The organism is Burkholderia sp. ABCPW 14 (genome assembly GCF_001523835.1).
GTDB classification, from domain to species: domain Bacteria; phylum Pseudomonadota; class Gammaproteobacteria; order Burkholderiales; family Burkholderiaceae; genus Burkholderia; species Burkholderia mayonis.
Map to the genome: position 1 here is coordinate 1 of NZ_LOVS01000192.1, position 23,730 is coordinate 23,730.

19 protein-coding genes and 2 pseudogenes are annotated in these 23,730 nt (G+C 69.2%); 12 read left to right on the plus strand and 9 right to left on the minus strand.

The features are described from left to right. Positions 1-212, plus strand: a pseudogene (locus tag WS62_RS27970) (multidrug transporter); the annotation flags it as partial. A 294-nt stretch (positions 213-506) separates the two neighbouring features. On the opposite strand, the gene WS62_RS27975 reads toward WS62_RS27970, so the two are convergent. After that, complete coding sequence (locus tag WS62_RS27975) at positions 507-1,880, minus strand: nucleobase:cation symporter-2 family protein (protein ID WP_066577846.1); 1,374 nt, start codon at positions 1,878-1,880, stop codon at positions 507-509. 398 nt (positions 1,881-2,278) lie between these two features. Here WS62_RS27975 and WS62_RS27980 point away from each other — a divergent pair, with 398 nt between their 5' ends. Next, positions 2,279-3,703 (plus strand): xylulokinase, encoded by a 1,425-nt coding sequence (locus tag WS62_RS27980; protein ID WP_066577854.1) that lies wholly within the window; start codon positions 2,279-2,281, stop codon positions 3,701-3,703. A gap of 183 nt (positions 3,704-3,886) precedes the next feature. Here the strand turns inward: WS62_RS27980 and WS62_RS27985 are convergent. Further along, a pseudogene (locus WS62_RS27985) lies at positions 3,887-4,922 on the minus strand (GlxA family transcriptional regulator). Between the two features lie 565 nt (positions 4,923-5,487). On the opposite strand from WS62_RS27985, the gene WS62_RS27990 reads away from it, so the two are divergent. After that, positions 5,488-6,594: an S-(hydroxymethyl)glutathione dehydrogenase/class III alcohol dehydrogenase gene (locus tag WS62_RS27990; protein WP_059596722.1), complete on the plus strand. Its 1,107-nt coding sequence runs from the start codon at positions 5,488-5,490 to the stop codon at positions 6,592-6,594. A 116-nt stretch (positions 6,595-6,710) separates the two neighbouring features. After that, a complete protein-coding gene (fghA, locus tag WS62_RS27995; RefSeq protein ID WP_066577856.1) occupies positions 6,711-7,559 on the plus strand; it encodes an S-formylglutathione hydrolase in 849 nt (282 codons plus the stop codon). Positions 7,560-7,675: 116 nt separating this feature from the next. Here fghA and WS62_RS28000 read toward each other — a convergent pair whose 3' ends face one another. The 4 genes from WS62_RS28000 to WS62_RS28015 form a co-directional block, all read right to left on the minus strand. Further along, positions 7,676-8,467 carry a metal ABC transporter permease gene (locus WS62_RS28000; protein ID WP_066577862.1) on the minus strand — a complete coding sequence of 264 codons (792 nt, stop codon included), beginning with the start codon at positions 8,465-8,467 and terminating at the stop codon, positions 7,676-7,678. Then, positions 8,460-9,326, minus strand: a complete 867-nt coding sequence (locus tag WS62_RS28005) for an ABC transporter ATP-binding protein (protein ID WP_066577864.1) — start codon at positions 9,324-9,326, stop codon at positions 8,460-8,462. The genes WS62_RS28000 and WS62_RS28005 overlap by 8 nt, the downstream gene beginning before the upstream one ends. A gap of 16 nt (positions 9,327-9,342) precedes the next feature. Continuing rightward, entirely contained in the window at positions 9,343-10,314 is a 972-nt protein-coding gene (locus WS62_RS28010; protein ID WP_066577865.1) for a metal ABC transporter solute-binding protein, Zn/Mn family, read from the minus strand. A gap of 70 nt (positions 10,315-10,384) precedes the next feature. Then, the gene (locus tag WS62_RS28015) at positions 10,385-10,849 is read right to left on the minus strand and encodes a Fur family transcriptional regulator (RefSeq protein WP_010101957.1); all 465 of its coding nucleotides are present in this window, start codon (positions 10,847-10,849) and stop codon (positions 10,385-10,387) included. 285 nt (positions 10,850-11,134) lie between these two features. On the opposite strand from WS62_RS28015, the gene WS62_RS28020 reads away from it, so the two are divergent. The 8 genes from WS62_RS28020 to WS62_RS28055 all read left to right on the plus strand — a co-directional run bounded on the left by WS62_RS28020 (position 11,135) and on the right by WS62_RS28055 (position 19,603). After that, the gene (locus WS62_RS28020; RefSeq protein ID WP_066577868.1) at positions 11,135-11,911 is read left to right on the plus strand and encodes an L-iditol 2-dehydrogenase; all 777 of its coding nucleotides are present in this window, start codon (positions 11,135-11,137) and stop codon (positions 11,909-11,911) included. Between the two features lie 87 nt (positions 11,912-11,998). Beyond that, positions 11,999-12,955, plus strand: a complete 957-nt coding sequence (locus tag WS62_RS28025; protein ID WP_066577871.1) for a sugar kinase — start codon at positions 11,999-12,001, stop codon at positions 12,953-12,955. Beyond that, positions 12,943-14,406 (plus strand): class II D-tagatose-bisphosphate aldolase, non-catalytic subunit, encoded by a 1,464-nt coding sequence (locus WS62_RS28030; protein WP_066577872.1) that lies wholly within the window; start codon positions 12,943-12,945, stop codon positions 14,404-14,406. Before WS62_RS28025 ends, WS62_RS28030 begins: the two co-directional genes overlap by 13 nt. Positions 14,407-14,457: 51 nt before the next feature. Continuing rightward, positions 14,458-15,786, plus strand: coding sequence for an ABC transporter substrate-binding protein (locus WS62_RS28035; RefSeq protein ID WP_066577875.1), 1,329 nt, complete (start codon positions 14,458-14,460; stop codon positions 15,784-15,786). Positions 15,787-15,892: 106 nt separating this feature from the next. Next, complete coding sequence (locus WS62_RS28040; RefSeq protein ID WP_066577877.1) at positions 15,893-16,837, plus strand: carbohydrate ABC transporter permease; 945 nt, start codon at positions 15,893-15,895, stop codon at positions 16,835-16,837. Beyond that, complete coding sequence (locus WS62_RS28045; protein ID WP_066577880.1) at positions 16,834-17,712, plus strand: carbohydrate ABC transporter permease; 879 nt, start codon at positions 16,834-16,836, stop codon at positions 17,710-17,712. The genes WS62_RS28040 and WS62_RS28045 overlap by 4 nt, the downstream gene beginning before the upstream one ends. Further along, the gene (locus WS62_RS28050; RefSeq protein WP_066577883.1) at positions 17,709-18,431 is read left to right on the plus strand and encodes an HAD family hydrolase; all 723 of its coding nucleotides are present in this window, start codon (positions 17,709-17,711) and stop codon (positions 18,429-18,431) included. The genes WS62_RS28045 and WS62_RS28050 overlap by 4 nt, the downstream gene beginning before the upstream one ends. A 59-nt stretch (positions 18,432-18,490) precedes the next feature. Continuing rightward, positions 18,491-19,603 carry an ABC transporter ATP-binding protein gene (locus tag WS62_RS28055; protein ID WP_066577886.1) on the plus strand — a complete coding sequence of 371 codons (1,113 nt, stop codon included), beginning with the start codon at positions 18,491-18,493 and terminating at the stop codon, positions 19,601-19,603. 112 nt (positions 19,604-19,715) lie between these two features. On the opposite strand, the gene WS62_RS28060 is transcribed toward WS62_RS28055, so the two are convergent. The 3 genes from WS62_RS28060 to xylB form a co-directional block, all read right to left on the minus strand. Further along, positions 19,716-21,017: a haloacid dehalogenase-like hydrolase gene (locus tag WS62_RS28060; RefSeq protein WP_066577889.1), complete on the minus strand. Its 1,302-nt coding sequence runs from the start codon at positions 21,015-21,017 to the stop codon at positions 19,716-19,718. Between the two features lie 176 nt (positions 21,018-21,193). Continuing rightward, entirely contained in the window at positions 21,194-22,150 is a 957-nt protein-coding gene (locus WS62_RS28065) for a sugar-binding transcriptional regulator (RefSeq protein WP_066577893.1), read from the minus strand. 80 nt (positions 22,151-22,230) lie between these two features. Then, positions 22,231-23,712 (minus strand): xylulokinase, encoded by a 1,482-nt coding sequence (xylB, locus tag WS62_RS28070; protein ID WP_066577895.1) that lies wholly within the window; start codon positions 23,710-23,712, stop codon positions 22,231-22,233. Positions 23,713-23,730: the final 18 nt, after the last annotated feature.

Here is a 23,730-nt window from a genome sequence, read left to right on the forward strand (position 1 = left end):
CGGATCTGTACTCGGCGCAGCAGCAGCTCATCAGCGCGCGGCTCGCACGCTGGTCGAATCTCGTCGACCTGTATCGTTCGCTCGGCGGCGGCTGGATCGAGCGCGCGGGCGAGACGCCGCGCCCGGCCGACGCGCCGGTCGACTACGGCAAGGCGGCGGCGCCGGCGTCGGCCGCGCCCGCCGCTGCGGCCAGCGCGACGACGGCCGGCTGAGCGTTCGCGCGCGCCGCACGGCGGACGAAGGCGGTCGATTCGTTCGTCGCGCGCCGTGCGAGCGGAAGCGGCTGCGTCGCATCGCGATGCGTGAACAAAAACCCCGCGTTCTTCGGAACGCGGGGTTTTTTGTCTTCAGCGCGGCGGACGCGTCGAGAAACGGAATGTGCCGCGAAATGAACCGTACCCCGGAGATCGGATCAGTGTCCGGCTTTTTGGGATGCCATTCGAAAAGCGGCGTTTTTGTCCGATCGACTGCGCGGCGGCGGGCGGCGGGCGGCGCGCAGTCGCGGCTCAATGCAGGTCGGCAGGCTGTCTGTCGAAGTCTCGGCCCGCGCGGCGGATGTCGCTGCGCGCATCCTTCTCGCCCTTCATGCCGTTGAACACGAGATTGAGCACGACGGCTGACACCGATGCGAGCAAGATGCCGCTATGGAGGATCGGCGCGAGCGCGGCGGGCAGCTTCGAGAAGAAGTTCGGCGACACGACGGGCACGAGCCCGAGCCCGATGCTCACCGCAACCACGAACAGGTTGTGATGGTTGCGCACGAAGTCGACCTTCGACAGCACCTTCACGCCGTTCGCCGCGACCATCCCGAACATCACGATGCCCGCGCCGCCGAGCACGAACGGCGGCACCGATGCGACGAGCTGCGCCATCTTCGGAAAGAGCCCGAGCAGCACGAGGATCGCGCCGCCCGTCGCGCAGACGAAGCGGCTCTTCACGCCCGTCACGCCGATGAGCCCGACGTTCTGCGAGAACGATGTGTGCGGGAACGAGTTGAAGATGCCGCCGATCAGCGTGCCGAGCCCGTCGACGCGCAGCCCGCGCACGAGCGTGTCCTGATCGACGGGCCGCTCCACCATGTCGCCGACCGCGAGGAACATCCCGGTCGACTCGATGAACGTGACGAACATCACGATCACCATCGTCGCGATCGACAGCGGATCGAAATGCGGGAGTCCGAAATGGAACGGCATCACAAAGCCGACCCAGGGCGCGGCCGCGACGCCGTCGGTGTTCACGCGGCCCGCGGCGAACGCGATCGCGAAGCCCGCGACCATGCCGAGCAGCACGGAGATGTTCGCGATGAAGCCGCGGCCGAACTTGCTGATGAGGAGGATCAGCATCAGCACGAGGAGCGACAGGCCGAGATAGACCGGATCGCCGTAATTCGGATTGCCGACGCCGCCCGCCGCCCAGTTGATCCCGACTTCCATCAGCGACAGACCGATCACCGAGATCACGGTGCCGACGACGACGGGTGGAAAGAACCGCAGCAGCTTGCCGATCATCGGCGCGAGCACGATGCCGATCGCGCCCGCCGCGATCGTCGAGCCGAAGATGTCGAGGATGCCGAGGCCGGGGTTCGTGCCGATCGCGATCATCGGGCCGACGGCCGCGAACGTGCAGCCCATGATGACGGGCAGGCGGATCCCGAAGATCCACAGGCCGAGCGTCTGGATCAGCGTCGCGATCCCGCACGCGAACAGGTCCGCGCTGATCAGGAAGGCGATCTGGTCTTTCGGCAGCTTGAGCGCGCCGCCGACGATGAGCGGCACCGCGACGGCGCCGGCATACATGACGAGAACGTGTTGCAGCCCGAGCGTCAGCAGCTTGCCGGACGGCAGCACGTCATCGCACGGATGGACCGTGTTCGATTGCATCTGTCTCACTCCATGATCTTGTTTTGAAGATGATTCAACGGTATGCGCATCGACGAACCGCAACAAGAGCACTGGGTTCTATTCCGTGCTTTGCTGCGTCGATATGCGCGCGGGGCGTCGGGGAGCGATGCGTTCATCTCGGGGACCTGCGGGGCAAGTGGGTGTCGCGGTTTTATCGCCGGCCAAAATTGATCGGTCGACGTCGCCAAATATCGTCTGGTTTATGGTCTGTATCGACGGCTCGGCATAGTGGCCGCGCGCGACGCGCGAAATTCGCACCGGGTTAACCCGCGCGCAGCCGTTTCGTGCGGAAATTTGGGGGGTGTGCGCGGATTGCGTGAGCGCCGCCGAGCAGACGTTTATCATCGGCGTCGGCTCATTCGAATCCATGTTTCGTTATGCGATTTCTCGGCATCGATCTGGGGACCGGTTCCCTCAAGCTCGCGATCGTCGACGGCGACGGGCGCGCGTGCGCGTCGGCGGGCGCCGCGTACGCGGTCGCGACGCCGCGGCCCGGCTGGGCGGAGATCGACGTCGCCGCGTGGTGGCGCGCGCTCGCCGACGCCGCGCAGCGCTTGCCCGAACGCGAGCGCGCGCGGGTGCGGGCGATTGGCTTTTCCGGGCAGATGCACGGCGTCGTGTTGACCGACGCGTCCGGGCGCGCGCTGCGGCCCGCGATGCTGTGGCCCGATGCGCGCGCGACCGCGCTCGTCGCGAGCTGGCCCGCGGCGTCCAATCCCGTATCGCCCGGCATGGCGGGGCCGCTGCTCGCGTGGCTCGCCGCGCATGAGCCCGACACGCTGCGCGCCGCGCGCTGGGCGCTGCAGCCGAAAGACTGGCTGCGCGTTGCGCTGGGCGGCGATGTCGCGAGCGATCCGTCCGACGCGTGCGCGACCGCGCTCGCGGGCCCGGACGGGGACTGGGACGATGCGCTGATCGAATCGCTCGGCTTGCCGCGCGCGTTGTTCGCGCCGCCGAGCGCATCGGACGCGCGGTGCGGCACGTTGTCGGCCGATGCGGCGCGCGCGCTCGGCCTGCCTGCGGGCATCGCGCTCGCGACGGGCGCGGGCGACACGCCGTGCGCGGCGCTCGGCAGCGGCCTCGCGCACGACGGCGACGCGCTGTTGACGACCGGCACGGGCGGCCAGATCGTCGTGCTGACCGCGCAGGGCGCCGCGCCGCGCGCAGGCTTGCACCGTTATCGTGCGGCGGGCGGCGCGCGCTATTACACGATGGCCGCGATGCAGAACGTCGGGATCGCGCTCGAATCGGCGCGCGGCTGGCTCGTCTATCCGGATTGGCGCGCCGCCTACGACGACGCGTTCGGCGCGAACGCGTCGCCGCAGATCAGCTTCCTGCCGTATCTGACGGGTGAGCGCTCGCCGTGGATGAATCCCGCCGCGAGAGGCGGCTGGCTCGGCTTGTCGCTCGGCGACTCGCGCGGCGCGCTGATGCGCGCGGCGTTCGAAGGCGTCGCGTTCGCGTTGCGCGCGGGGCTCGACGCGATCCGCGCCGACGGCTCGCCCGTGCGTGCGCTGCGGCTCGCGGGCGGCGGCTCGATCGAGCCGCGCTGGCGGCAACTGCTCGCCGATGCGCTCGACGTCGAGCTCTTCGCGGTCGACGGCGCGGACGCCGCCGCGCGCGGCGCGGCGCTGCTCGGCGGCGTCGCGGCGGGCCATTGGCGGGCGGCGGAGCTCGCCGCGCTCGCGCCGGGGGCCACCCGCGTCGGCGCGCCGACGCACGATGCCGCGCTTGCCGCGCGCCGCGCGCGCTTCGTCGAACTTTACCGACGCACCGAAGCATGGCTCGCGGCGGGCGTGTGAGTGTTTCCGTCGCGTCGGCCGGCGTCGACGCCGCTTCGACGGGCGCGACGCGAACAGCGTCGTGAAAGCGATGTGTTCGCCATGCGAATCGCATCGCCGCGCTGCCGAAAACGGTGGTCGGACACGGCGACGCACGGCGTTTCGCCGGGCGCCTGGCGGGAGACCGCCGGCGCGGCCGGCGCTTCAGTCCGCGTCGCCGCTCGCGGGCAGCTCGCGCACGCCGGTGCCGGAGAACCGTTCGCGGTAGGCGCCGGGCGTCACGCCCAGGCGGCGCACGAACACGCGCCGTAGTTGATCGTCGGAATGAAATCCGCTGCGAACGGCGACGGTCTTGAGCGGCAGTCCCTCTTGCTCGAGCATTCGACGCGCTTTTTCCAGTCGCGCGATTTCGATGAATTCGGCCGGACGATATCCGGTTTCCCGCACGAAGACGCGGATGAAGTTGCGCTCGCTCATCGCGGCGCGCTTCGCGAGCTGCGCAACGGTCAAACGCTCGTCCAGCGAATTCAGAATCCAGTCCTGAACGTCGCGGATGGACGAGTGAGCGGTCATCTGACTGGCCAGATAGACGCTGAACTGCGATTGTCCGCCGGGCCGTTTCAGGTAGATCACGAGATCGCGCGCGACGGCGAGCGCGATCTCCCGGCCGAGATCCTCTTCGACCATCGCGAGCGCGAGATCGAGGCCGGCCGTGACGCCCGCCGAAGTCCACACGTTGCCTTCCCGCACGAAAATGGCGTCGGGTTCCACCTTTACCGCCGGATAGCGAACCTGCAACATGGTCGCGACGCTCCAGTGCGTCGTCGCCCGGCGGCCGTCCAGCATCCCGGACTCGGCAAGAAAGAAGCAGCCGGAGCACAGCCCCACCATCCGGCCGATCCGGCCGGACACGTCGCGGCACCAGCCGACGAGCATCGACGTGTCGCGCAGCGCGCGTTCGATGTCGCGCGCGCCGACGACGATTGCCGTGTCCGGCACGGCGAGGGTGTCGATCGCCTTGGTCGCTTCGAGCACGATGAGGGTGTCGGACTTGACTGTGCCCTTCGCGGGCGCGGCGATCTGAAGATCATAGACGGGCGCGTGTCCGGCGGGCGGCGAGCCGCGCGTTCGCATAATCGAACACGTTGATGACGCCGACGGCTTCAATTGCCTTGAACCCCGGATAGATCACGACATCGACGGTCGTCGTTCGATGCCGGGGGGGAATTTCCGCTGCCATGCCGCTTCACCATCGACTTGCCGAGACGGCGCCGATCTTAACCCGTTTCATCGATCCGGACGATCGCTCGCGCCGCGGGAGCGCACCCCGGCGCGCACGGTCGCCGTTGTTCGCGCGCGCTCCCGGCGGGCGCGGCTGCCCTGGGGCATGGAGCGCGCTGCGTCCGGCGGCGCGCCTGCACCGGTATTGCCGGTTCGTTTATCCGGTCGCTCGCGCGTCGCGACCGATCGCGCCCCGTCGACGAACGGCGGCGTGCGGCGAGTTGGGGCACAATCACGGGCGGCATGTCCGCCCGTCGGGCGGGGGCGCGCGTGCTCCGGATGCGCGGGCGACGCCCGTAGTCCGTCGCCCGTCGCCCGTCGCGGGCGTTCGGCTCCCGGGCCTCTGCGCGGCCGGGCGGGAGGAGCGGAGCGGGCGGCGCCGCAGGAACGGGCATTGCGACGCCCGCCGGGTCCTGACAACTTTCCGCCGATTCCTGCCAATTTCCTTGCCGCTGCCGCCGGGCCGGCCGTGCATGCGGATACACTTTGGGCACTCAACCCAGCTACTTCTCTGGAGAACACGCATGAAAACAAAAGCCGCGATCGCCTGGAAGGCGGGCGAACCGCTGACGATCGAAGAGGTCGATCTCGAAGGTCCGCGCGCGGGCGAGGTGCTGATCGAGGTGAAGGCAACGGGCATCTGCCACACGGACTACTACACGCTCTCCGGTGCGGACCCCGAAGGCATCTTCCCGGCGATCCTCGGCCACGAAGGCGCGGGCGTCGTCGTCGACGTCGGTCCGGGCGTCGGCACCGTGAGGAAGGGCGACCACGTGATTCCGCTCTACACGCCCGAATGCCGCGAGTGCAAGTTCTGCCTGTCGCGCAAGACGAACCTGTGCCAGAAGATCCGCGCGACGCAAGGCAAGGGCCTGATGCCCGATGCGACCTCGCGCTTCTCGATCGGCGGCAAGCCGATCTTCCACTACATGGGCACGTCGACGTTCTCGAACTACATCGTGGTGCCGGAGATCGCGGTGGCGAAGGTGCGCGAGGACGCGCCGTTCGACAAGATCTGCTACGTCGGCTGCGGCGTGACGACGGGCGTCGGCGCGGTCGTCTACTCGGCGAAGGTCGAGGCGGGCGCGAACGTGGTCGTGTTCGGTCTCGGCGGGATCGGCCTGAACGTGATCCAGGGCGCGAAGATGGTCGGCGCGGACAAGATCATCGGCGTCGACCTCAACCCGAAGCGCGTCGAGCTGGCGAGGAAATTCGGCATGACGCACTTCGTCAACCCGAGCGAGGTCGAGAACGTCGTCGATCATATCGTGCAGCTGACGGACGGCGGCGCGGACTATTCGTTCGAATGCATCGGCAACGTGAAGGTGATGCGCCAGGCGCTCGAGTGCACGCACAAGGGCTGGGGCCAGTCGTTCATCATCGGCGTCGCGGCGGCGGGCGAGGAGATCAGCACGCGGCCGTTCCAGCTGGTGACGGGCCGCGAGTGGAAAGGCTCGGCGTTCGGCGGCGCGCGCGGGCGCACCGACGTGCCGAAGATCGTCGACTGGTACATGGAAGGCAAGCTCAACATCGACGACCTGATCACGCACACGCTGCCCCTCGAGCGGATCAACGACGGCTTCGATCTGATGAAGAAGGGCGAGTCGATCCGCTCGGTCGTGCTGTACTGATCGCGGACCTTGCATGCGAGCGGAGCCGGCGCCAATGCGCTAACAGCTTCGCATCGGACCGAACCAAGCGCCAAGGCGCCTGGTTCGGTCGGCATTTGATCGACAGGAGACGGACAATGCTCGAACTCGTTTCGTCGCACGCGTGTCACGGCGGCGAGCAGCGTTTCTATCGCCATGAATCGAAGGCGATCGGACTGCCAATGCAGTTCTCGGTGTACGTGCCGCCGCAGGCGGCGCACGGCCGCGTGCCGGCGCTGTTCTATCTGGCGGGCCTCACGTGCACCGAGGAGACGTTCGCGATCAAGGCGGGCGCGCAGCGCTTCGCCGCGCGGCATGGGATCGCGCTCGTCGCGCCCGATACGAGCCCGCGCGGCGCCGGCGCGCCGGGCGAGGCGGATGCGTGGGATTTCGGCGTCGGCGCGGGCTTCTACGTGAATGCGACCGAAGCGCCATGGTCGACGCACTGGCGGATGGATGCGTACGTCGTCGACGAGCTGCGCGAGATCGTGACGGCCGGGTTGCCGATCGACGGCGCGCGGCTCGGCGTCTTCGGCCATTCGATGGGCGGCCACGGCGCGCTCGTGCTCGCGCTGCGCAATCCGGGCGTGTATCGGTCGGTGTCGGCGTTCGCGCCGATCGCCGCGCCGACGCGTTGCCCGTGGGGCGAGAAGGCGTTTTCCGGTTATCTGGGCGCCGATCGCGACGCGTGGAAGCAGTACGACGCAAGCGAACTGGTTGCGCGCGCGGACGCGCCGCATTTCGGCGAAGGCATCCTGATCGATCAGGGACTCGCCGACCCGTTCCTCGCGACGCAGCTGAACCCGGACGTGTTCGAGGCCGCGTGCCGCGCGGCGGGGCAGCCGCTCACGCTGCGCCGTCACGAAGGCTACGATCACGGCTATTACTTCATTTCGACGTTCATCGCCGATCACATCGAGCATCACGCGCGCGTGCTGTGCCGATGAGCATGCGATAGATCGCTCGCGAGAGCGACCCGGCAACGAAAAAAAGCCCACACGGCTCAGGCGAGCGGCGTGGGCTTTTCTATCGGCCGATCGGCGTGCTTCGCGCGCCGCCGAACTCACGCGCTGTGCCGCCGCCCGGCGAGACTCGCGCCATAGACGACGGCTGACAGCGCGGTGATCCAGAAGCTCGTCGGCCAGTCGGTGTAATACGCGAGCGTGATGCCGAGCCACGCTTCGCCGAGCGCGAACGCGGCCGCGAGCCAGACGCCCGCCGTGAGGCGTGTCGCGAGATTCTGTGCGGCGGCCGCGGGCCCGACGAGCAGCGTGAACACGAGCAGCACGCCGACGATCTGCGTGCACGCGGCGACGGCGAGCGCGCAGATCGACAGGAACAGGATCGACACGAGCCGCAGCGACACGCCCTTCGCTTCCGCGAGCTCCGGCTGCAGCGACGCGAAGAGGAGCGGCCGCGCGATCGCCGCGAGCGCGACGAGGCTTACCGCGCCGATCGCGGCGAGCACGACGAGCGTCGCGTGGCTCACGCCGAGCACGTTGCCGAACAGGAGCGCGGTGACCTGCGTCGCGTAGCTCGTGTAGAAATGCAGGAACAGCAGCCCGCAGCCGAGCGCGACCGACAGGATCACGCCGATCGCGACGTCGCGGCCCGCGAGCCGCTCGCCGAGCGCGCCCATGCCGATGCCGGCGGCGAGCGTGAAGCCGACCATCCCCCAGATCGGCGACAGGCCGAGGAGCGCCGCGCCCGTCGCGCCGGTGAAGCCGACGTGCGACAGCGCATGGCCCGCGAACGTCTGCCCGCGCAGCACGAGGAAGTAGCCGACGATGCCCGCGAGCACGGCGACGATCCCCGCCGCCGCGAACGCGTTGATCATGAATTCGTATTCAAACATCGTGTGAGTGTCCGGCGCCGTGTGAATGGGCGTGGCCATGTCCGTGAGCATGCTCGTGGTCGTGCTCGTCTTCGTGTCCGTGATCGTGCTTCTCGACCTCGACGTTGCCCGACATCACGAAGATGCGGCCGTTCACGCGCATCACGTCGATCGGCGAGCCGTACAGCCGCGACAGCACGGGCTTCGTGATCACTTCGTCGACGGTGCCGAGCGCCGCGACGCCGTTGCCGAGATACAGCACGCGATCGAGCGCGTTCAACAGCGGGTTGAGCTCGTGCGCGGAAAACAGCACCGTGATGCCGAGCTCGCGCTGCACGCGCCGCACGAGCTCGACGACGCCGCGCTGATGATTCGGATCGAGGCTGATGAGCGGCTCGTCGAGCAGCAGGAGCTTCGGCGTGCCGAGCAGGCATTGCGCGAGCAGCAGGCGCTGGCGCTCGCCGCCCGATAGCTCGGAAAGCGGCCGCTTCGCGAGGGCCGTCGCGCCGACGAGCTCGAGCACGCGGTCGACGTCGGCCGCAACCGACGCACTCGCGTGCGGCAGCCCCCAGCGATGGCCGTCCGCCGCCATCGCGATGAAGTCGTGGCCGCGCACGCGGCGTCCGGCGAGCGCGCTGCGGATCTGCGGCATGTAGCCGATCGCCGGATTGCCGCGCGCGACGGGCTCGCCCGCGACGCGGATCGCGCCGGATTCGGCCGGCACGAGGCCGAGCAATGCGCGCATCAGTGTCGTTTTGCCCGCGCCGTTCGGCCCGAGCACGCCGACGAACTCGCCCGCCTCGACGGCGAAGCTCACGTCGCGCAGGATCGTGCGGCCGCCGAGCGCGAGCGTCACGTGTTCGAGTTCGAGCGCATGCATGGATTGGGTCATGTCGTTACGGACGTTGGCCGAGCGCCGCCGCGAGCGCGTCGAGCTGCGCGAGCATCCATTGCTGGAAGGTCTTGCCGGCGGGCTGCGTTTCGGTGACGCTCACCGTCGGCACGCGCGCATCCTGCGCGATCGTCAGCATCCGCTTCGTCATCGGCTCGACCGCCTGGCTGTTGTAGATCAGCACGCGCACCTGGCGCTTTCTCAGATCGTTCTCGAACGCGGCGATATCGGCGGGGCTCGCCTCGGTGTCGTTCATCGTCGCGAGCTGGAAGCGCGGGTTGCGCATCTCGAGCCCGATCGCATCGGCCATGTAGCCGAACACGGGCTCCGTCGCGGTCACGGGCACGCCCTTGTAGCGCGCGCGCAGCTCGGCGACCTTCGCGTCGATCGGCTTGATCGACGCAACGAACTTCGCGAGGTTCGCGTCGTACTCCGCCTTGTGCGCGGGATCCGCCGAGCCGAGCGCCGCGGCGAGCGCGCGCGCGGCGACGGGCATCGTCGCCGGGTCGTACCACAGGTGCGGGTTGTCGCCCGCCTTCTTGCCGACGAGCTCCGCGACGACGACCGCCTTGCGCTTCGTATTCTTCGACGCGGCGAGGAGCTTCGCCATCCACGGATCGTAGTCGGCGCCGTTGTAGATCACGAGGTCCGCGCGCTGCAGCTCGCGCGCGACCTTCGGGCTCGCTTCGAACAGATGCGGATCCTGATCGGGATTGCTGAGGATGCTCGACACCACGACGTGCGCGCCGCCGATCTGCTTCGCGACGTCGCCGTAGAAGTTCTCGGCGGCGACGATCTTGAACGTCGCGTTCTGCGCAAACGCGGTGCCGGCGAACGCGAGCGCGGCGACGCCGGCGGCGAGCGTGCGCGTCACGCGCGACGCGCGCAGCGTGAGCGGCGAGCCTGCCGAACGCGGCGCGCGCGACAAAGATGCAAACGTGCGCAACGGCGCACGCAACGTGGCGGCAAAGGACATGCGGTCGATCCTCGATTCGGTTGACGGAATGAAAAGCCGGGAAAGGCAGCCGGAAAAGATGTCGAGCGGCTCAGCCGTGGTGCGCGTGCTTCGTCTTGCACTGTCCGCAGAGGCCGGTTAGCTCGACGACCTGCCGATGCACCTCGAAGCCGTGCGCGGGCGGGCTCGCCGAGAGCTGCTTGGCGAGATCGCCGCCGGGAATCTCGACGGTTTCGCCGCATTCCTCGCAGATCAGGAACTGCCCTTCGTGCGGCTTGCCGATCTCGCAGCACGCGATGAACGCGTTCTTCGATTCGATCCGGTGGATGAAGCCGTGCTCGACGAGAAATTCGAGCGCGCGGTAGACGGTCGTCGGCGGTACGCGGCCACGCTGCGGCTCGAGCTCGGCGAGCAGATCGTACGCGCCGATCGGCCGGCCGGAGGCGAGCACGCGCTCGTAGACCTGCCGGCGCAGCGGCGTCCACGCGAGCCCGTGCTCGGCGGCGAACGCGTCGGCGCGGGAGAGGCGGGCGGCGAGGGAGTGGGTCGAGGCCATCGTGCGAACCGGTCGGACGGAAGATGGCGTGATGATATAACGTATCCGGGCGCATTGCATCCTCGCGCCGCGCACCCCGCCTGCGACCCCGCCTGTCGCCCTTCTCCCGCCTGAGCCGCCCGCATTCGCGATGCGGCGGCGCATCATCGAAAGACCGCTTTTCCGCCTTGACAGTGCCGGATTCGTGGTCGATCATTCGTTCGCATATAGAGCAAATGATCGATCGGCGGGCGAACGCTCGATTCGACGGCCGGCGGCGCGACGTATAACGAATCGGAGACACCAGTGAGACTGCAGGAGAAGGTCGCGATCCTGACGGGCGCGGCAAGCGGCATCGGCGAAGCGGTGGCGCGACGCTATCTGGAAGAGGGCGCGCTTTGCGTGCTCGCCGATCTGAAACCGGCCGACGGCTCGCTCGCGCGGCTCATCGCCGCGCATTCCGACCGCGCGATCGCCGTGCCGGCGGACGTCACGCGCCGCGACGACATCGCGCGCATCGTCGCCACGGCGGTCGAACGCTTCGGCGGCGTCGACATCCTCTTCAACAATGCGGCGCTCTTCGACATGCGCCCGCTCCTCGACGAATCGTGGGACGTGTTCGACCGCCTCTTCGCCGTCAACGTGAAGGGAATGTTCTTCCTGATGCAGGCGGTCGCGCAGCGGATGGTCGAGCAGGGGCGCGGCGGCAAGATCGTCAACATGTCGTCGCAGGCGGGCCGCCGCGGCGAGGCGCTCGTGTCGCACTACTGCGCGACGAAGGCCGCGGTGCTGAGCTACACGCAGTCGGCCGCGCTCGCGCTCGCGAAGCACCGGATCAACGTGAACGGCATCGCGCCCGGCGTCGTCGACACGCCGATGTGGGAGCAGGTCGACGCGCTCTTCGCGCGCTACGAGAACCGCCCGCTCGGCGAAAAGAAGCGGCTCGTCGGCGAAGCGGTGCCGCTCGGCAGAATGGGCGCGCCCGACGATCTCACCGGCGCCGCGCTGTTCCTCGCGTCGGCCGATGCCGACTACATCACCGCCCAGACGCTCAACGTCGACGGCGGCAACTGGATGAGCTGACATGAAACGATTCCCATGCTTTCGTCGCTCTTTCTCCCGCGCGGGGGCGGTCAGCCGCCTCGGGGCGGCCCTGCGCGAGCCGATGTGATGGCCGCGATCGTCGCCGCGGGCGAACTGCTCGCCGAATTCGTCGCCGCGCAGCGCGGCCAGGGCTTCGATGTGCCGGGCGCGTTCGCCGGCCCGTTTCCGAGCGGCGCACCCGCGATCTTCGCCGACCAGGCGGCGCGCATGGGCGTGTCGGTCGCGTACGCGGGCTGCGTCGGGAAAGACGCGTTCGGCGATGCGATCGTCGCGCGGCTCGCGGGCCACGGCGTCGACGTCGCGCACGTTCGCCGCGCCGCGCGGCCGACCGGCATCGCATGCGTCGCCTATCGCGCGGACGGCGGCCGGCAATTCGTATTCAGCATCGAAGGCAGCGCATCCGCGCTCCTCGAGCCGGCCGACGTCGAGCCGTCGATGTTCGCGGGCTGCCGCTATTTCCACGTGATGGGCTCGTCGCTCACGAGCGAGAACGCGATCGCCGCGGTGAAGCGCGGCGTGATCGAGGCGGCGCGCGTCGGCGCGAAGATCTCGTTCGATCCGAACGTGCGCGCCGAGATGCTCGCGTTCGCGCCGATGCGCTCGGCGCTGCGCGAGATGCTCGACGCGTGCCACCTGTTCCTGCCGAGCGACGCCGATCTGCCGTTCTTCTGCGGGCCGCAGCCGCCCGAGCGCGCGATCGCGGGGCTGCTCGCGACGCATCCGCTCCTCGAGCGCGTCGTGCTGAAGCGCGGCGCGGCGGGCAGCGCCGCGTTCGACCGCACGGGCAGCGTCGCCGCGCCCGCATACGAGACCGCCGAAGTCGATCCGACCGGCGCGGGCGACTGCTTCGGCGGCACGTTCGTCGCGTGCGTGATCGCGGGGCTGCCGGTCGCGACCGCGCTCGCTCGCGCGAACGCGGCGGGCGCGCTCGCCGTGTCGCGCGTCGGGCCGATGGAGGGCAACAGCATGCCGGACGAAATCGATCGCTTCCTCGCCGAGCGGGAGGGGCGATGCGCGGCGTGAGCACCGTCGCCGAACAACCGCGTGCGACCGGCCACCCGGTGCAGATGCTACGCGAGATCTTCGACGCGAACCGCGCGGGCCGCGCGCGCGGCATCTATTCGGTGTGCAGCGCGCATCGCCTCGTGCTCGAAGCGGCGTTCGAAGCGGCGCGCGCCGACGAATCGCCGCTTCTCGTCGAGGCGACCTGCAATCAGGTCAATCATCGCGGCGGCTATACCGGGATGACGCCCGCGGATTTCCGGCGCGACGTCGACGCGCTCGCGCGCGACGCGGGCTTTCCGGCGCAGGCGCTGATTCTCGGCGGCGATCACCTCGGCCCGAATCCGTGGCGGCACCTGTGTGCGCGCGACGCGATGCGCGAGGCGCAAGCGATGGTCGCCGCGTACGTCGCCGCGGGCTTCATGAAGATCCATCTCGACGCGAGCATGGCGTGCGCGGACGATGCCGCGCCGCTGTCCGACGCGACGATCGCCGAGCGCGCGGCGCAGCTTTGCGCGGCCGCGGAAGAGGCGGCCGCCGCCGCGGGCGTGTCGCCCGTCTACGTGATCGGCACTGAAGTGCCGACGCCGGGCGGCGAGGTGAGCGCGGCGGCAACGAACACGGCAACCGGCGTGGCGCATGAAGCGGCGCATGGCGCGGCGAACGAGCATGGCGGCGAAGCGAATCCCCCCGCGAGCGATGCGCGCGGCGCGGCGGCCGGCCATCGCGGCGCGTTTGCGCAAATCGAAGTCACGCGCGCGGACAGCGTGAGCGCGACGCTCGCCGCGCATCGCGACGCGTTCGCGCGGCACGGCTTGCGCGACGCGTGCTCGCGCGTGATCGCGATCGTCGCGCAGCCGGGCGTCGACTTCGACGATCGTCGCGTGCTCGACTACGATCCGGCGCGCGGAGCCGAGCTCGGCGCGAGCATCCTGCGCACGCCGCCGCTCGTGTTCGAAGCGCATTCGACCGATTATCAGACGGACGACGCGCTCGCCGCGCTCGTGCGCGATCACTTCGCGATCCTGAAGGTCGGGCCGGCGCTGACCTTCGCGTTGCGCGAGGCGCTGTTCGCGCTGACCTACATCGAGGATGCGCTCTTCGACGACGCGTCCGAGCGCTCGCAGCTGCGCGACGTGATCGACGCGGCGATGCGCGAGCGTCCCGAATACTGGGCGCCGTACTACCGCGGAGATGCGCTCGCGCAGCGGCTCGCGCGCCAGTTCAGCTACAGCGACCGGATCCGCTATTACTGGCTGCAGCCCGCCGTCGCGGCGGCGCTCGCGCGCCTCTTCGACAACCTCGCGCACCGCGCGCCGCCCGAGACGCTCGTCGCGCAGTGGCTGCCCGACGTGTATGCCGCGTGCCGTCGCGGCGAGCTCGCGCGCGAGCCGGTCGCGTGGGTGCGCCATCGAATCCGGGACGTGATCTCGCGCTACGCGCGCGCGTGCGGAATGCAGCAAAGCGCTTGAAGCAGCCCGCCCGACGGGCGGCAAACACGATATCAAGACAGGAGACATGCCATGCAACGAAAGACGTTCATCGCCGCCGCCGCGCGCCTCTTCGCGGGCGCCGCGCTCGCGTCGTCGGCGCTCGCCGCGCAGGCGGCGACGCTGACGGTCGCGACGCTCAACAACCCGGACATGATCGAGCTGAAGAAGCTGTCGTCCGCGTTCGAGAAGGCGAACCCGGACATTCGCCTGAACTGGGTGATTCTCGAAGAAAACGTGCTGCGCCAGCGCGCGACGACCGACATCACGACGGGCAGCGGCCAGTTCGACGTGATGGCGATCGGCACGTACGAGGCGCCGCAGTGGGGCAAGCGCGGCTGGCTCGCGCCGATGACGAATCTGCCCGCCGACTACGATCTGAACGACGTGATCAAGACGGCGCGCGACTCGCTGTCGTACAACGGCCAGCTCTACGCGCTGCCGTTCTACGTCGAGAGCTCGATGACGTTCTATCGGAAGGATCTGTTCGCGGCGAAGGGCCTGAAGATGCCCGAGCAGCCGACCTACGACCAGATCGCCGAGTTCGCCGACAAGCTGACCGACAAGGCGAACGGCACGTACGGGATCTGCCTGCGCGGCAAGGCCGGCTGGGGCGAGAACATGGCGTATGTGTCGACGGTCGTCAACACGTTCGGCGGCCGCTGGTTCGACGAGAACTGGAACGCGCAGCTCACGTCGCCCGAATGGAAGAAGGCGATCAACTTCTACGTGAACCTGCTGAGGAAGAACGGGCCGCCGGGCGCGAGCTCGAACGGCTTCAACGAGAACCTGACGCTCACCGCGTCGGGCAAGTGCGCGATGTGGATCGACGCGACGGTCGCGGCGGGCATGCTGTACAACAGGCAGCAGTCGCAGGTCGCGGACAAGATCGGCTTCGCGGCGGCGCCCGTGGCCGCCACGCCGAAGGGCTCGCACTGGCTGTGGGCATGGGCGCTCGCGATCCCGAAGACATCGAAGCAGCAGGACGCGGCGAAGAAGTTCATCGAATGGGCGACGTCGAAGCAGTACGTCGAAATGGTCGGCAAGGACGAAGGCTGGGCGTCGGTGCCGCCGGGCACGCGCCAATCGACTTATCAGCGCGCCGAGTACAAGGCCGCCGCGCCGTTCTCCGACTTCGTGCTGAAGGCGATCCAGACCGCCGATCCGAACGATCCTTCGCTGAAGAAGGTGCCGTACACGGGCGTCCAGTACGTCGGCATTCCTGAATTCCAGTCGTTCGGCACGGTCGTCGGCCAGGCGATCGCGGGCGCGGTCGCGGGGCAGATGAGCGTCGATCAGGCGCTCGCCGCCGGTCAGGCCGCGGCCGATCGCGCGGTGCGCCAGGCCGGCTACCGGAAGTGAGGCGCCGCGCGCGCCGCGCCGCTCGCGGGCGCGGCGCGCACGGCATCGCAGTGACGCGGGCGCAAGCGGCACGCGCGCCCGCGCATCGAAAGAGGTGGTCCCGATCATGCGTCACTTACGTCTTCCTCTCGCTCACTCGGCGTCGCTCGGCGACGCGGGGCCCGCTGCCGGCGAGCGCGCGCGCGGCAAGCCGGCGCGCTGGCTCGCGACGCCGTCCGTCGCCGTGCTGTTCCTGTGGATGGCGATCCCGCTCGCGATGACGATCTGGTTCTCGCTTTCGCGCTACAACCTGCTGAACCCCGACGTCCAAGGCTTCGCCGGCCTCGACAACTACCGCTTTCTCGCGACGGATCCGTCGTTCCTGCCGGCGATCTGGCACACGCTCGCGCTGATCGGCTCGGTGCTCGCGATCACGGTGGCCGGCGGCGTGCTGATGGCCGTGCTGTTCGACCGCAAGTTCTACGGGCAGGGCGTCGCGCGCCTGTTCGCGATCGCGCCGTTCTTCGTGATGCCGACGGTGTCGGCGCTCATCTGGAAGAACATGATCCTGCATCCGGTATACGGGCTCGTCGCGCGTTCAATGCGCGCGCTCGGGATGCAGCCGATCGACTGGTTCGCGCAATATCCGCTCGCGTCGATTGTGATGATCGTCTCGTGGCAATGGCTGCCGTTCGCCTTCCTGATTCTCTTCACCGCGATCCAGTCGCTCGACCAGGAGCAGAAGGAGGCCGCGCGGATCGACGGCGCGGGCCCGATCGCGATGTTCTTCTACATCACGCTGCCGCACCTGAAGCGCGCGATCGCGGTCGTCGTGATGATGGAGACGATCTTCCTGCTGTCGATCTTCGCGGAAATCTATACGACGACGGGCGGCGGCCCGGGCGACGCGACGACGAACCTGTCGTACCTGATCTACGCGCTCGGCCTGCAGCAGTTCGACGTCGGGCTTGCATCGGCGGGCGGGATTCTCGCCGTCGTGCTCGCGAACGTCGTGTCGTTCTTCCTCGTGAGAATGCTCGCGCGGAATCTGAAAGGGGAGTACGAAGCATGAGCGATCTGACCGTATCGACTTCGCATGGGACTTCGCGCGGCGCGGGCGGCGGGCTGCCCGCCGCGTTCGGCGCCGTGAAGCGCGCGCTGCCCGGCGTGCTGGCGTGGCTCGTCGCGCTCGTGCTGTTCTTCCCGATCTTCTGGATGGCGATCACCGCGTTCAAGACCGAGCAGCAGGCGTATTCGTCGGCGCTCGTCTTCGTGCCGACGCTCGACAGCTTCCGCGAGGTGTTCGCGCGCAGCAACTACTTCGCGTTCGCGTGGAACTCGGTGCTGCTCTCGGCGGGCGTCACCGTGATCTGCCTGCTGCTCGCGGTGCCCGCCGCGTACGCGATGGCGTTCTTTCCCGGCAAGCGCACGCAGAAAGTGCTGCTATGGATGCTGTCGACGAAGATGATGCCGTCCGTCGGCGTGCTCGTGCCGATCTATCTGCTGTGGAAGAACGCGGGGCTCCTCGACACCGTCTCGGGGCTCGTGATCGTCTACACGCTGATCAATCTGCCGATCGCCGTGTGGATGACCTTCACGTACTTCAACGAGATTCCGAGGGACATCCTCGAAGCGGGGCGCATCGACGGCGCGTCGACGTGGCAGGAGATCGTCTATCTGCTGATGCCGATGGCGCTGCCGGGGCTCGCGTCGACCGCGCTCCTGCTCGTGATCCTGTCGTGGAACGAAGCGTTCTGGAGCATCAATATGTCGAGCTCGAACGCCGCGCCGCTGACCGTGTTCATCGCGTCGTACTCGAGCCCCGAAGGGCTCTTCTGGGCGAAGCTGTCGGCGGCGTCGCTGCTCGCGGTCGCGCCGATCCTCGTCGTCGGCTGGCTGTCGCAGAAGCAGCTCGTGCGCGGCCTCACGTTCGGGGCGGTCAAATGACGGCAAGTGCGACGGCAAATGCGACGGCGCGGGCGAACGACGCGCGCGTGCTCGTCTGCGACTGCGACGGCGTGCTGATCGACAGCGAGGCGATCGCGGCCGACGTGCTCGTGCGCGAGCTCGAAGCGCGCTGGCCGGGCGTCGCGGTGCGTCCGATCGTGATGCCGCTCCTCGGCCTGCGGACCGAGCGCGTGCTCGGCAGCGCGAGCGCGCGCGCAGGCCGTGCGCTCGCCGATTCGGATGTCGAAGCGATTCGGCGCAGCGTCGAGGAAGCGGCCGTCGAGGCGCCGATCGTCGACGGCATCGACGCGGCGCTCGCGCAGATCGATCTGACAATCGCGTGCGCGAGCAACAGCCGGCGGCATTACGTCGACGCCGCGCTGCGCCGGACGGGCCTGAAGCGTTTCTTCGGCGAGCGGCTTTTCTGCGCGGACGGCGTCGCGCGGCCGAAGCCCGCGCCCGACGTCTATCTCGCCGCCGCGCGCGCGCTCGGCGTCGCGCCGTCGCGGTGCCTCGTCGTCGAGGATAGCGCGACGGGCGTGACGGCCGCGGCGGCGGCGGGCATGACGGTGCTCGGCTTCGTCGGCGGCGCTCACACGTCGCCGGCGCAGGTCGGTGCGCTGCGCGGGATCGGCGCGCGGCGCGTGTTCGACGACATGCGCGAGCTGCCCGGGCTCGTCGCGCAATGGGTCGCGACGGGCGCGGTGCAGCCGCACTGAACGATCGCGCCGCGCGCGTTCGATCGTCGCGCGGCCGCCTAACTGAACGGAGACAAATCATGGCAAGCGTGCTCCTGCGCAATATCGCGAAGCGCTACGACGACAACGAAGTGCTGCGCAACGTCAATCTCGACATCGCGGACGGCGAGTTCGTCGTGTTCGTCGGGCCGAGCGGCTGCGGCAAATCCACGCTGATGCGGATGATCGCCGGGCTCGAGGACATCTCGAGCGGCGACTTGCTGATCGACGGCGCGAAGCTCAACGATGTGCCGAGCGCGAAGCGCGGCATCGCGATGGTGTTCCAGTCGTACGCGCTTTATCCGCACATGACGCTCTACGACAACATGGCGTTCGGCCTCAAGCTCGCGGGCGCGAAGAAGCAGGAGATCGACGACGCGGTCAGGCAGGCGGCGAAGATCCTGCACATCGACCATCTGCTCGACCGCAAGCCGAAACAACTGTCGGGCGGCCAGCGGCAGCGCGTCGCGATCGGCCGCGCGATCACGAGAAAGCCGAAGGTGTTCCTGTTCGACGAGCCGCTGTCGAACCTCGACGCGGCGCTGCGCGTGAAGATGCGGCTCGAGTTCGCCCGGCTGCACGACGCGCTGAAGACGACGATGATCTACGTGACGCACGATCAGGTCGAGGCGATGACGCTCGCCGACAAGATCGTCGTGCTGTCGGCGGGCAGCGTCCAGCAGGTCGGCACGCCGAACGCGCTGTATCACGCGAGCGCGAACCAGTTCGTCGCGGGTTTCATCGGCTCGCCGAAGATGAACTTTCTCGCGGGCGTCGTCGAATCCGCGTCGGCCGACGGCGCGCTCGTGCGCTTCGAATCGGGCGAGACGCAGCGCGTCGCCGTCGATGCGGCGGCGCTGCGCGCGGGCGAGCGCGTGACGGTCGGCATCCGGCCCGAGCATCTGCACGTCGGCATCGCGGGCGGCGATGGCATCGTCGCGCGAACGATGGCGGTCGAGTCGCTCGGCGACGCCGCCTATCTGTACGCGGAGTCGCCCATCGCGCCGGACGGGCTGATCGCGCGGATTCCGCCGCTCGACACGTATCGCGCGGGCGAGAGGCTGCGCGTCGGCGCGCAGCCCGAGCATTGCCATCTGTTCGACGAAGCGGGGCGCGCGTTCAAGCGGAAGCCGAAGCACGCGATGGCGGCTTGACGCGAGGGCCGCGCCGGATCTGGCCTGTCGCCCGATCCGGCGCGCGTCGCGGCGGGCATTGCGGTGCGCGTTGCGGTGCGCATTGCGGTGCGATGCGCGCGCGCCGGCGCGATCACGCGAGCAGCTTGGGATCGCTCTTGCCGTACTTGATCGAGCGCTCGTCGGCGACCATCAGCCCGGTGTTCTCGTTGCGTCCTTGCAGCACGAGACGCGCGTCCTTCGCGCCGATCTGCTCGGCCGCCTTCCGGCTGTCGACACCGATCTCGCCTTTCTTCATCCGGTTGACGATCACGCCGACGGCGGTGTCGGCGAAGTCGCGCAGCATCCACGCGTCGCCGTCGCTGTCGCCGAATACGAGGAGCGGCCCGTAGCCCTTCTTCGACTGCAGCTCGTTGCGGATGCCGACGGTCTTGCCCGGCCCGTAGTTGAACGGCCAGTTCGGCGCGTATTCGTTCACGTACTTGCCGTCGGCCGTCACGAGCCGCATGCCGATCACGTTCGCGTCGGGCACGCCGTAGCCGAACGCCGGATGGCCGGCGAACACGCGCACGACGTCGTCGAGCGACGCGGTGCTGACGTACACGTCGATCCCGTTCGAGCGCAGCGTGTCCATCATCGCGCGGATTTCCTCGTGGATGCGGATGCCGTGGAAGTGCGTCGCGGCGACGACGCCCGCTCGGCCGGGCAGCGCGCGCGAGCTTTCGTACGTGACCTTGCGCAGCGCGTCGCCGAGATTCGCGACGTTGCTTTGATACGCCATCGCCTGCAACTCGTCGCGCGTCATGCCCGCGTACCAGTACATGATCCACTTGTAGCCGATCTCGACCGGATACGTGTCGCAGATCGCGTCGTACATGAAATACAGCTTCGCGCGGAAATCCAAGAACTGCTCGCTGCGATGGATCTCGTCGAGCGGCTTGTCGCCGCCGAGGCCCTGATAGTTCGCGTGCAGCCAGCGATAGTCATTGTCGACGTCGGCCGCGATGTCCTCCATCCGCACCGGCTTGCCGTCGATCGTCGTGTAGCCGAGCTTTGCGTCGAACGGGCCGTCCGGCACGCCCTGGCGCAGGATCGCGGAGAACTGGCCAGGCGTCAGCCGGTAATGCAGCCCGTCGATCTGGTGCATCAGCAACGCCTCTTCGCAGTCGTTCATGATGCTCGTGTTGTCCCAGTCGAACACCGCGTAGGGCCGGCGATCGGCGCGGTAGCGCGGGCTCGACGCACCGTGCGCGGCGAGCACGGCGCGCAGCCGCGCGACGTTGTGCGGCGACCAGCGGCCGGGCGTCAGCGACAGCGGGGCGGCGGGCGTGGCGGACGCGTCGGACGCGGCGCGCGCCGGAGACCATGCGGCGGCGGCCATCGCGGCCGAGGCGCTCGCCAACGAGCGAACGAAGTGTCGACGTCCTGTTTTCATCGAGGTTCTCCGAAGGGATGCGCGTGGCGAAGCGGAACGACGGAAATGACGCCGCCCGATCCGCCGGAAGCGACGGGATGCCGGTCAGCATCGCTTTCCATAAAACGGACTACCCGACGAAATCGGACGTTTGTCTGTCGAAACGCGACTGATGCGGCGCAGCACGCGGCGTGTCGCTAGCAGGCTTGCTCGACGAGCGCCGCCCGCGCACAGGTCTCGTCGGTCACGAGCCCCGACAGCCACCCGCCGCGCAGCGCCGCGAGCACCGCGACGCGCTTGCGCGGCCCGCCCGCGAAGCCGATCGTCGGACGCCTCGGCGGCGCGTCGAGCGCGACGCTCGTCACGCGCGCGCTCGTCGACGCCTCGATCCGCCGGCCTTGCGCATCGATCGGCAGACCGAGCATTTCGGCCACCGCGCCGAGTTCGACCATTTCGCCCAGCTCGTCGGCGGTGATGAAGCCGTCCTCGAACAGCGGGCAGTGCGCGCCGATGTTGCCGACGCCGACGAACGCGACGTCCGCTTGCGCCGACAGTTTCTCGACGATCCGGTACAGCCGGTGATTGCACCACTGCGCGCGTTCGGCGTCGCTGTCCGCGAAGAGCGGTGCGGGCAGCAGGAAATGCTTGCCGCCCGTCTTCTCGGAGATGTGCTGCGCGACGTCGTACGGGTTCGACGAGCCGTCCTGCGCGATCGCGCCGACCATCGATACGAGCCGGTGCTGCGGCCGCTCGAGCTGCGCGATCTGCGCGACCGCGGCCTTCAGCGTCCGGCCGCTGCTGACCGCGACCACCATCGGCCTTTCTTCGTTCAGATAGCGCTCCATCACCTGCGCGCCCGCGACCGCGAGCTTGCGGTCGATCGCGTCGGGCGCGTCGCCGTCGATCGGCACGACTTCGCACATCGCGAGGCCGTAGCGCTGCGATAGCTGCGCGGCGAGATCGAGGCAGTCGGCGACGCGATGGTCGACGCGCACGCGAATCAGGTTCTTCTCGACCGCGAACGCGACGAGGCGCTGCGCGACGGGGCGCGACACCTGCAGCTTCTCGGCGATTTCGTTCTGGGTGTCGCCCGCGACGTAGTAGAGCCACGCGGCGCGCGTCGCGAGATCGAGTTTTTCGGAGGATTTGGACACGGTAGAGGGATCTCAGGTCAGGCGGGCGTCAGGCGGGCCGTCGAGCGCCGGGGAAAAGTTCGCACTGTAGCGCACGGCGCTCACGCGAGCCGCTCGCGCGACGGCTCGAACAGCGGCCGCACGTGACGGTACAGCGCGCGGAACGTGTCGAGCCGCTCGCGCAGCGCCGCGTGGCGAGCCGCGTTCGGCGCGAACGCATCGCGCAGCGGCGGCTTCTTCAGCACCTCGCGCGGATCGCCGCCGACCGCGAGCCAGCCGAGCCGCGCCGCGCCGAGCGCCGCGCCTGTCTCGCCGCCGCCGTGCCGGCGCGTGCGCACGCCGAGCGCGTCGGCGATCAGTTGCGCCCAGTACGCGCTCCTCGCGCCGCCGCCGATCAGCGACAGCGCGTCGGTTTGCGTGCCCCCCGCGATCAGCGCGTCGAAGCCGTCGGCGAGCGCGAGCGTCACGCCTTCGAGCACCGCGTAGCCGAGGAGCGCGCGGTCGGTGCCGTGCGTCATCCCGAACAACACGCCTTGCGCGTACGGATCGTTGTGCGGCGTGCGCTCGCCCGACAGATAGGGCAGGAAGTACGGCGCGTTCCCGCAGGCGGCGGGATCGAGCGCGGCGACTTCGGCGAGGAGCGCCGGCTCGTCGGTCGACGTCAGCTTGCAGATCCAGCGCAGGCAGCTCGCCGCCGACAGCACGACGCTCATCTGCTGCCAGCGCTCGGGAATCGCGTGGCAGAACGTGTGGACGGCCGACGCCGGGTTCGGCCGGAAGCGGTCGCCGACGACGCTCAGCACGCCCGACGTGCCGAGCGACACGAAGCCGTCGCCCGGCTGCGTCGCGCCGATGCCGAGCGCGCTCGTCGCATTGTCGCCGCCGCCGCCCGCGACGACGACCGCCTCGGCGAGCCCGAGCTCGCGTGCGACGTCCGCGCGCAGCGTGCCGGACGGCGCGTTGCCTTCGACGATCCGCGGCATCTGCGCGCGCGCCATGCCGCCCGCGGCGAGGAGCGCGTCGGACCAGTCGCGCTTCGCGGCGTCGAGCCACAGCGTGCCCGCCGCGTCGGACGGGTCCGACACTTTCGCGCCTGTGAGCTTCAGGCGCAGATAATCCTTCGGCATCAGCACGCACGCGATCTCGCGGAACACGTGCGGCTCGTGTCGCGCGACCCACAGGAGCTTCGGCGCGGTGAAGCCCGGCATGGCGAGATTGCCGGCGATCGCATGCAGATCGGGCGCGCGGGCTTCGAGCGCCACGCATTCGTCGGCGCTGCGCATGTCGTTCCACAGGATGGCCGGGCGCAGCACGCGATCGTGGCGATCGAGCAGCACCGCGCCGTGCATCTGGCCGGACAGGCCGATCCCGCGCACGTCGCCGAAGGCGCGAGGATGCCGCGCGCGCAACGCGGCGAGCGCGGCGAGCGTGCCCGTCCACCAGTCGTCCGGATGCTGCTCGGCCCAGCGCGGATGCGCGCGCGCGACGGTAAACGGCGTGCCCGCCGTGCCGACGACGATGCCGTCGGGCGAAAGCAGCAGCACCTTGACTTCGGAGGTGCCGAGATCGATGCCGAGATACATGGGCGGAAAACGGTGCGT

Coding starts and splice junctions, on each gene's coding strand:
- WS62_RS27975 (WP_066577846.1), bottom strand. CDS start 1,880: ATGCAATCGAACACGGTCCATCCGTGCGATGACGTGCTGCCGTCCGGC.
- WS62_RS27980 (WP_066577854.1), top strand. CDS start 2,279: ATGCGATTTCTCGGCATCGATCTGGGGACCGGTTCCCTCAAGCTCGCG.
- WS62_RS27990 (WP_059596722.1), top strand. CDS start 5,488: ATGAAAACAAAAGCCGCGATCGCCTGGAAGGCGGGCGAACCGCTGACG.
- fghA (WP_066577856.1), top strand. CDS start 6,711: ATGCTCGAACTCGTTTCGTCGCACGCGTGTCACGGCGGCGAGCAGCGT.
- WS62_RS28000 (WP_066577862.1), bottom strand. CDS start 8,467: ATGTTTGAATACGAATTCATGATCAACGCGTTCGCGGCGGCGGGGATC.
- WS62_RS28005 (WP_066577864.1), bottom strand. CDS start 9,326: ATGCATGCGCTCGAACTCGAACACGTGACGCTCGCGCTCGGCGGCCGC.
- WS62_RS28010 (WP_066577865.1), bottom strand. CDS start 10,314: ATGTCCTTTGCCGCCACGTTGCGTGCGCCGTTGCGCACGTTTGCATCT.
- WS62_RS28015 (WP_010101957.1), bottom strand. CDS start 10,849: ATGGCCTCGACCCACTCCCTCGCCGCCCGCCTCTCCCGCGCCGACGCG.
- WS62_RS28025 (WP_066577871.1), top strand. CDS start 11,999: ATGGCCGCGATCGTCGCCGCGGGCGAACTGCTCGCCGAATTCGTCGCC.
- WS62_RS28030 (WP_066577872.1), top strand. CDS start 12,943: ATGCGCGGCGTGAGCACCGTCGCCGAACAACCGCGTGCGACCGGCCAC.
- WS62_RS28035 (WP_066577875.1), top strand. CDS start 14,458: ATGCAACGAAAGACGTTCATCGCCGCCGCCGCGCGCCTCTTCGCGGGC.
- WS62_RS28040 (WP_066577877.1), top strand. CDS start 15,893: ATGCGTCACTTACGTCTTCCTCTCGCTCACTCGGCGTCGCTCGGCGAC.
- WS62_RS28045 (WP_066577880.1), top strand. CDS start 16,834: ATGAGCGATCTGACCGTATCGACTTCGCATGGGACTTCGCGCGGCGCG.
- WS62_RS28050 (WP_066577883.1), top strand. CDS start 17,709: ATGACGGCAAGTGCGACGGCAAATGCGACGGCGCGGGCGAACGACGCG.
- WS62_RS28055 (WP_066577886.1), top strand. CDS start 18,491: ATGGCAAGCGTGCTCCTGCGCAATATCGCGAAGCGCTACGACGACAAC.
- WS62_RS28060 (WP_066577889.1), bottom strand. CDS start 21,017: ATGAAAACAGGACGTCGACACTTCGTTCGCTCGTTGGCGAGCGCCTCG.
- xylB (WP_066577895.1), bottom strand. CDS start 23,712: ATGTATCTCGGCATCGATCTCGGCACCTCCGAAGTCAAGGTGCTGCTG.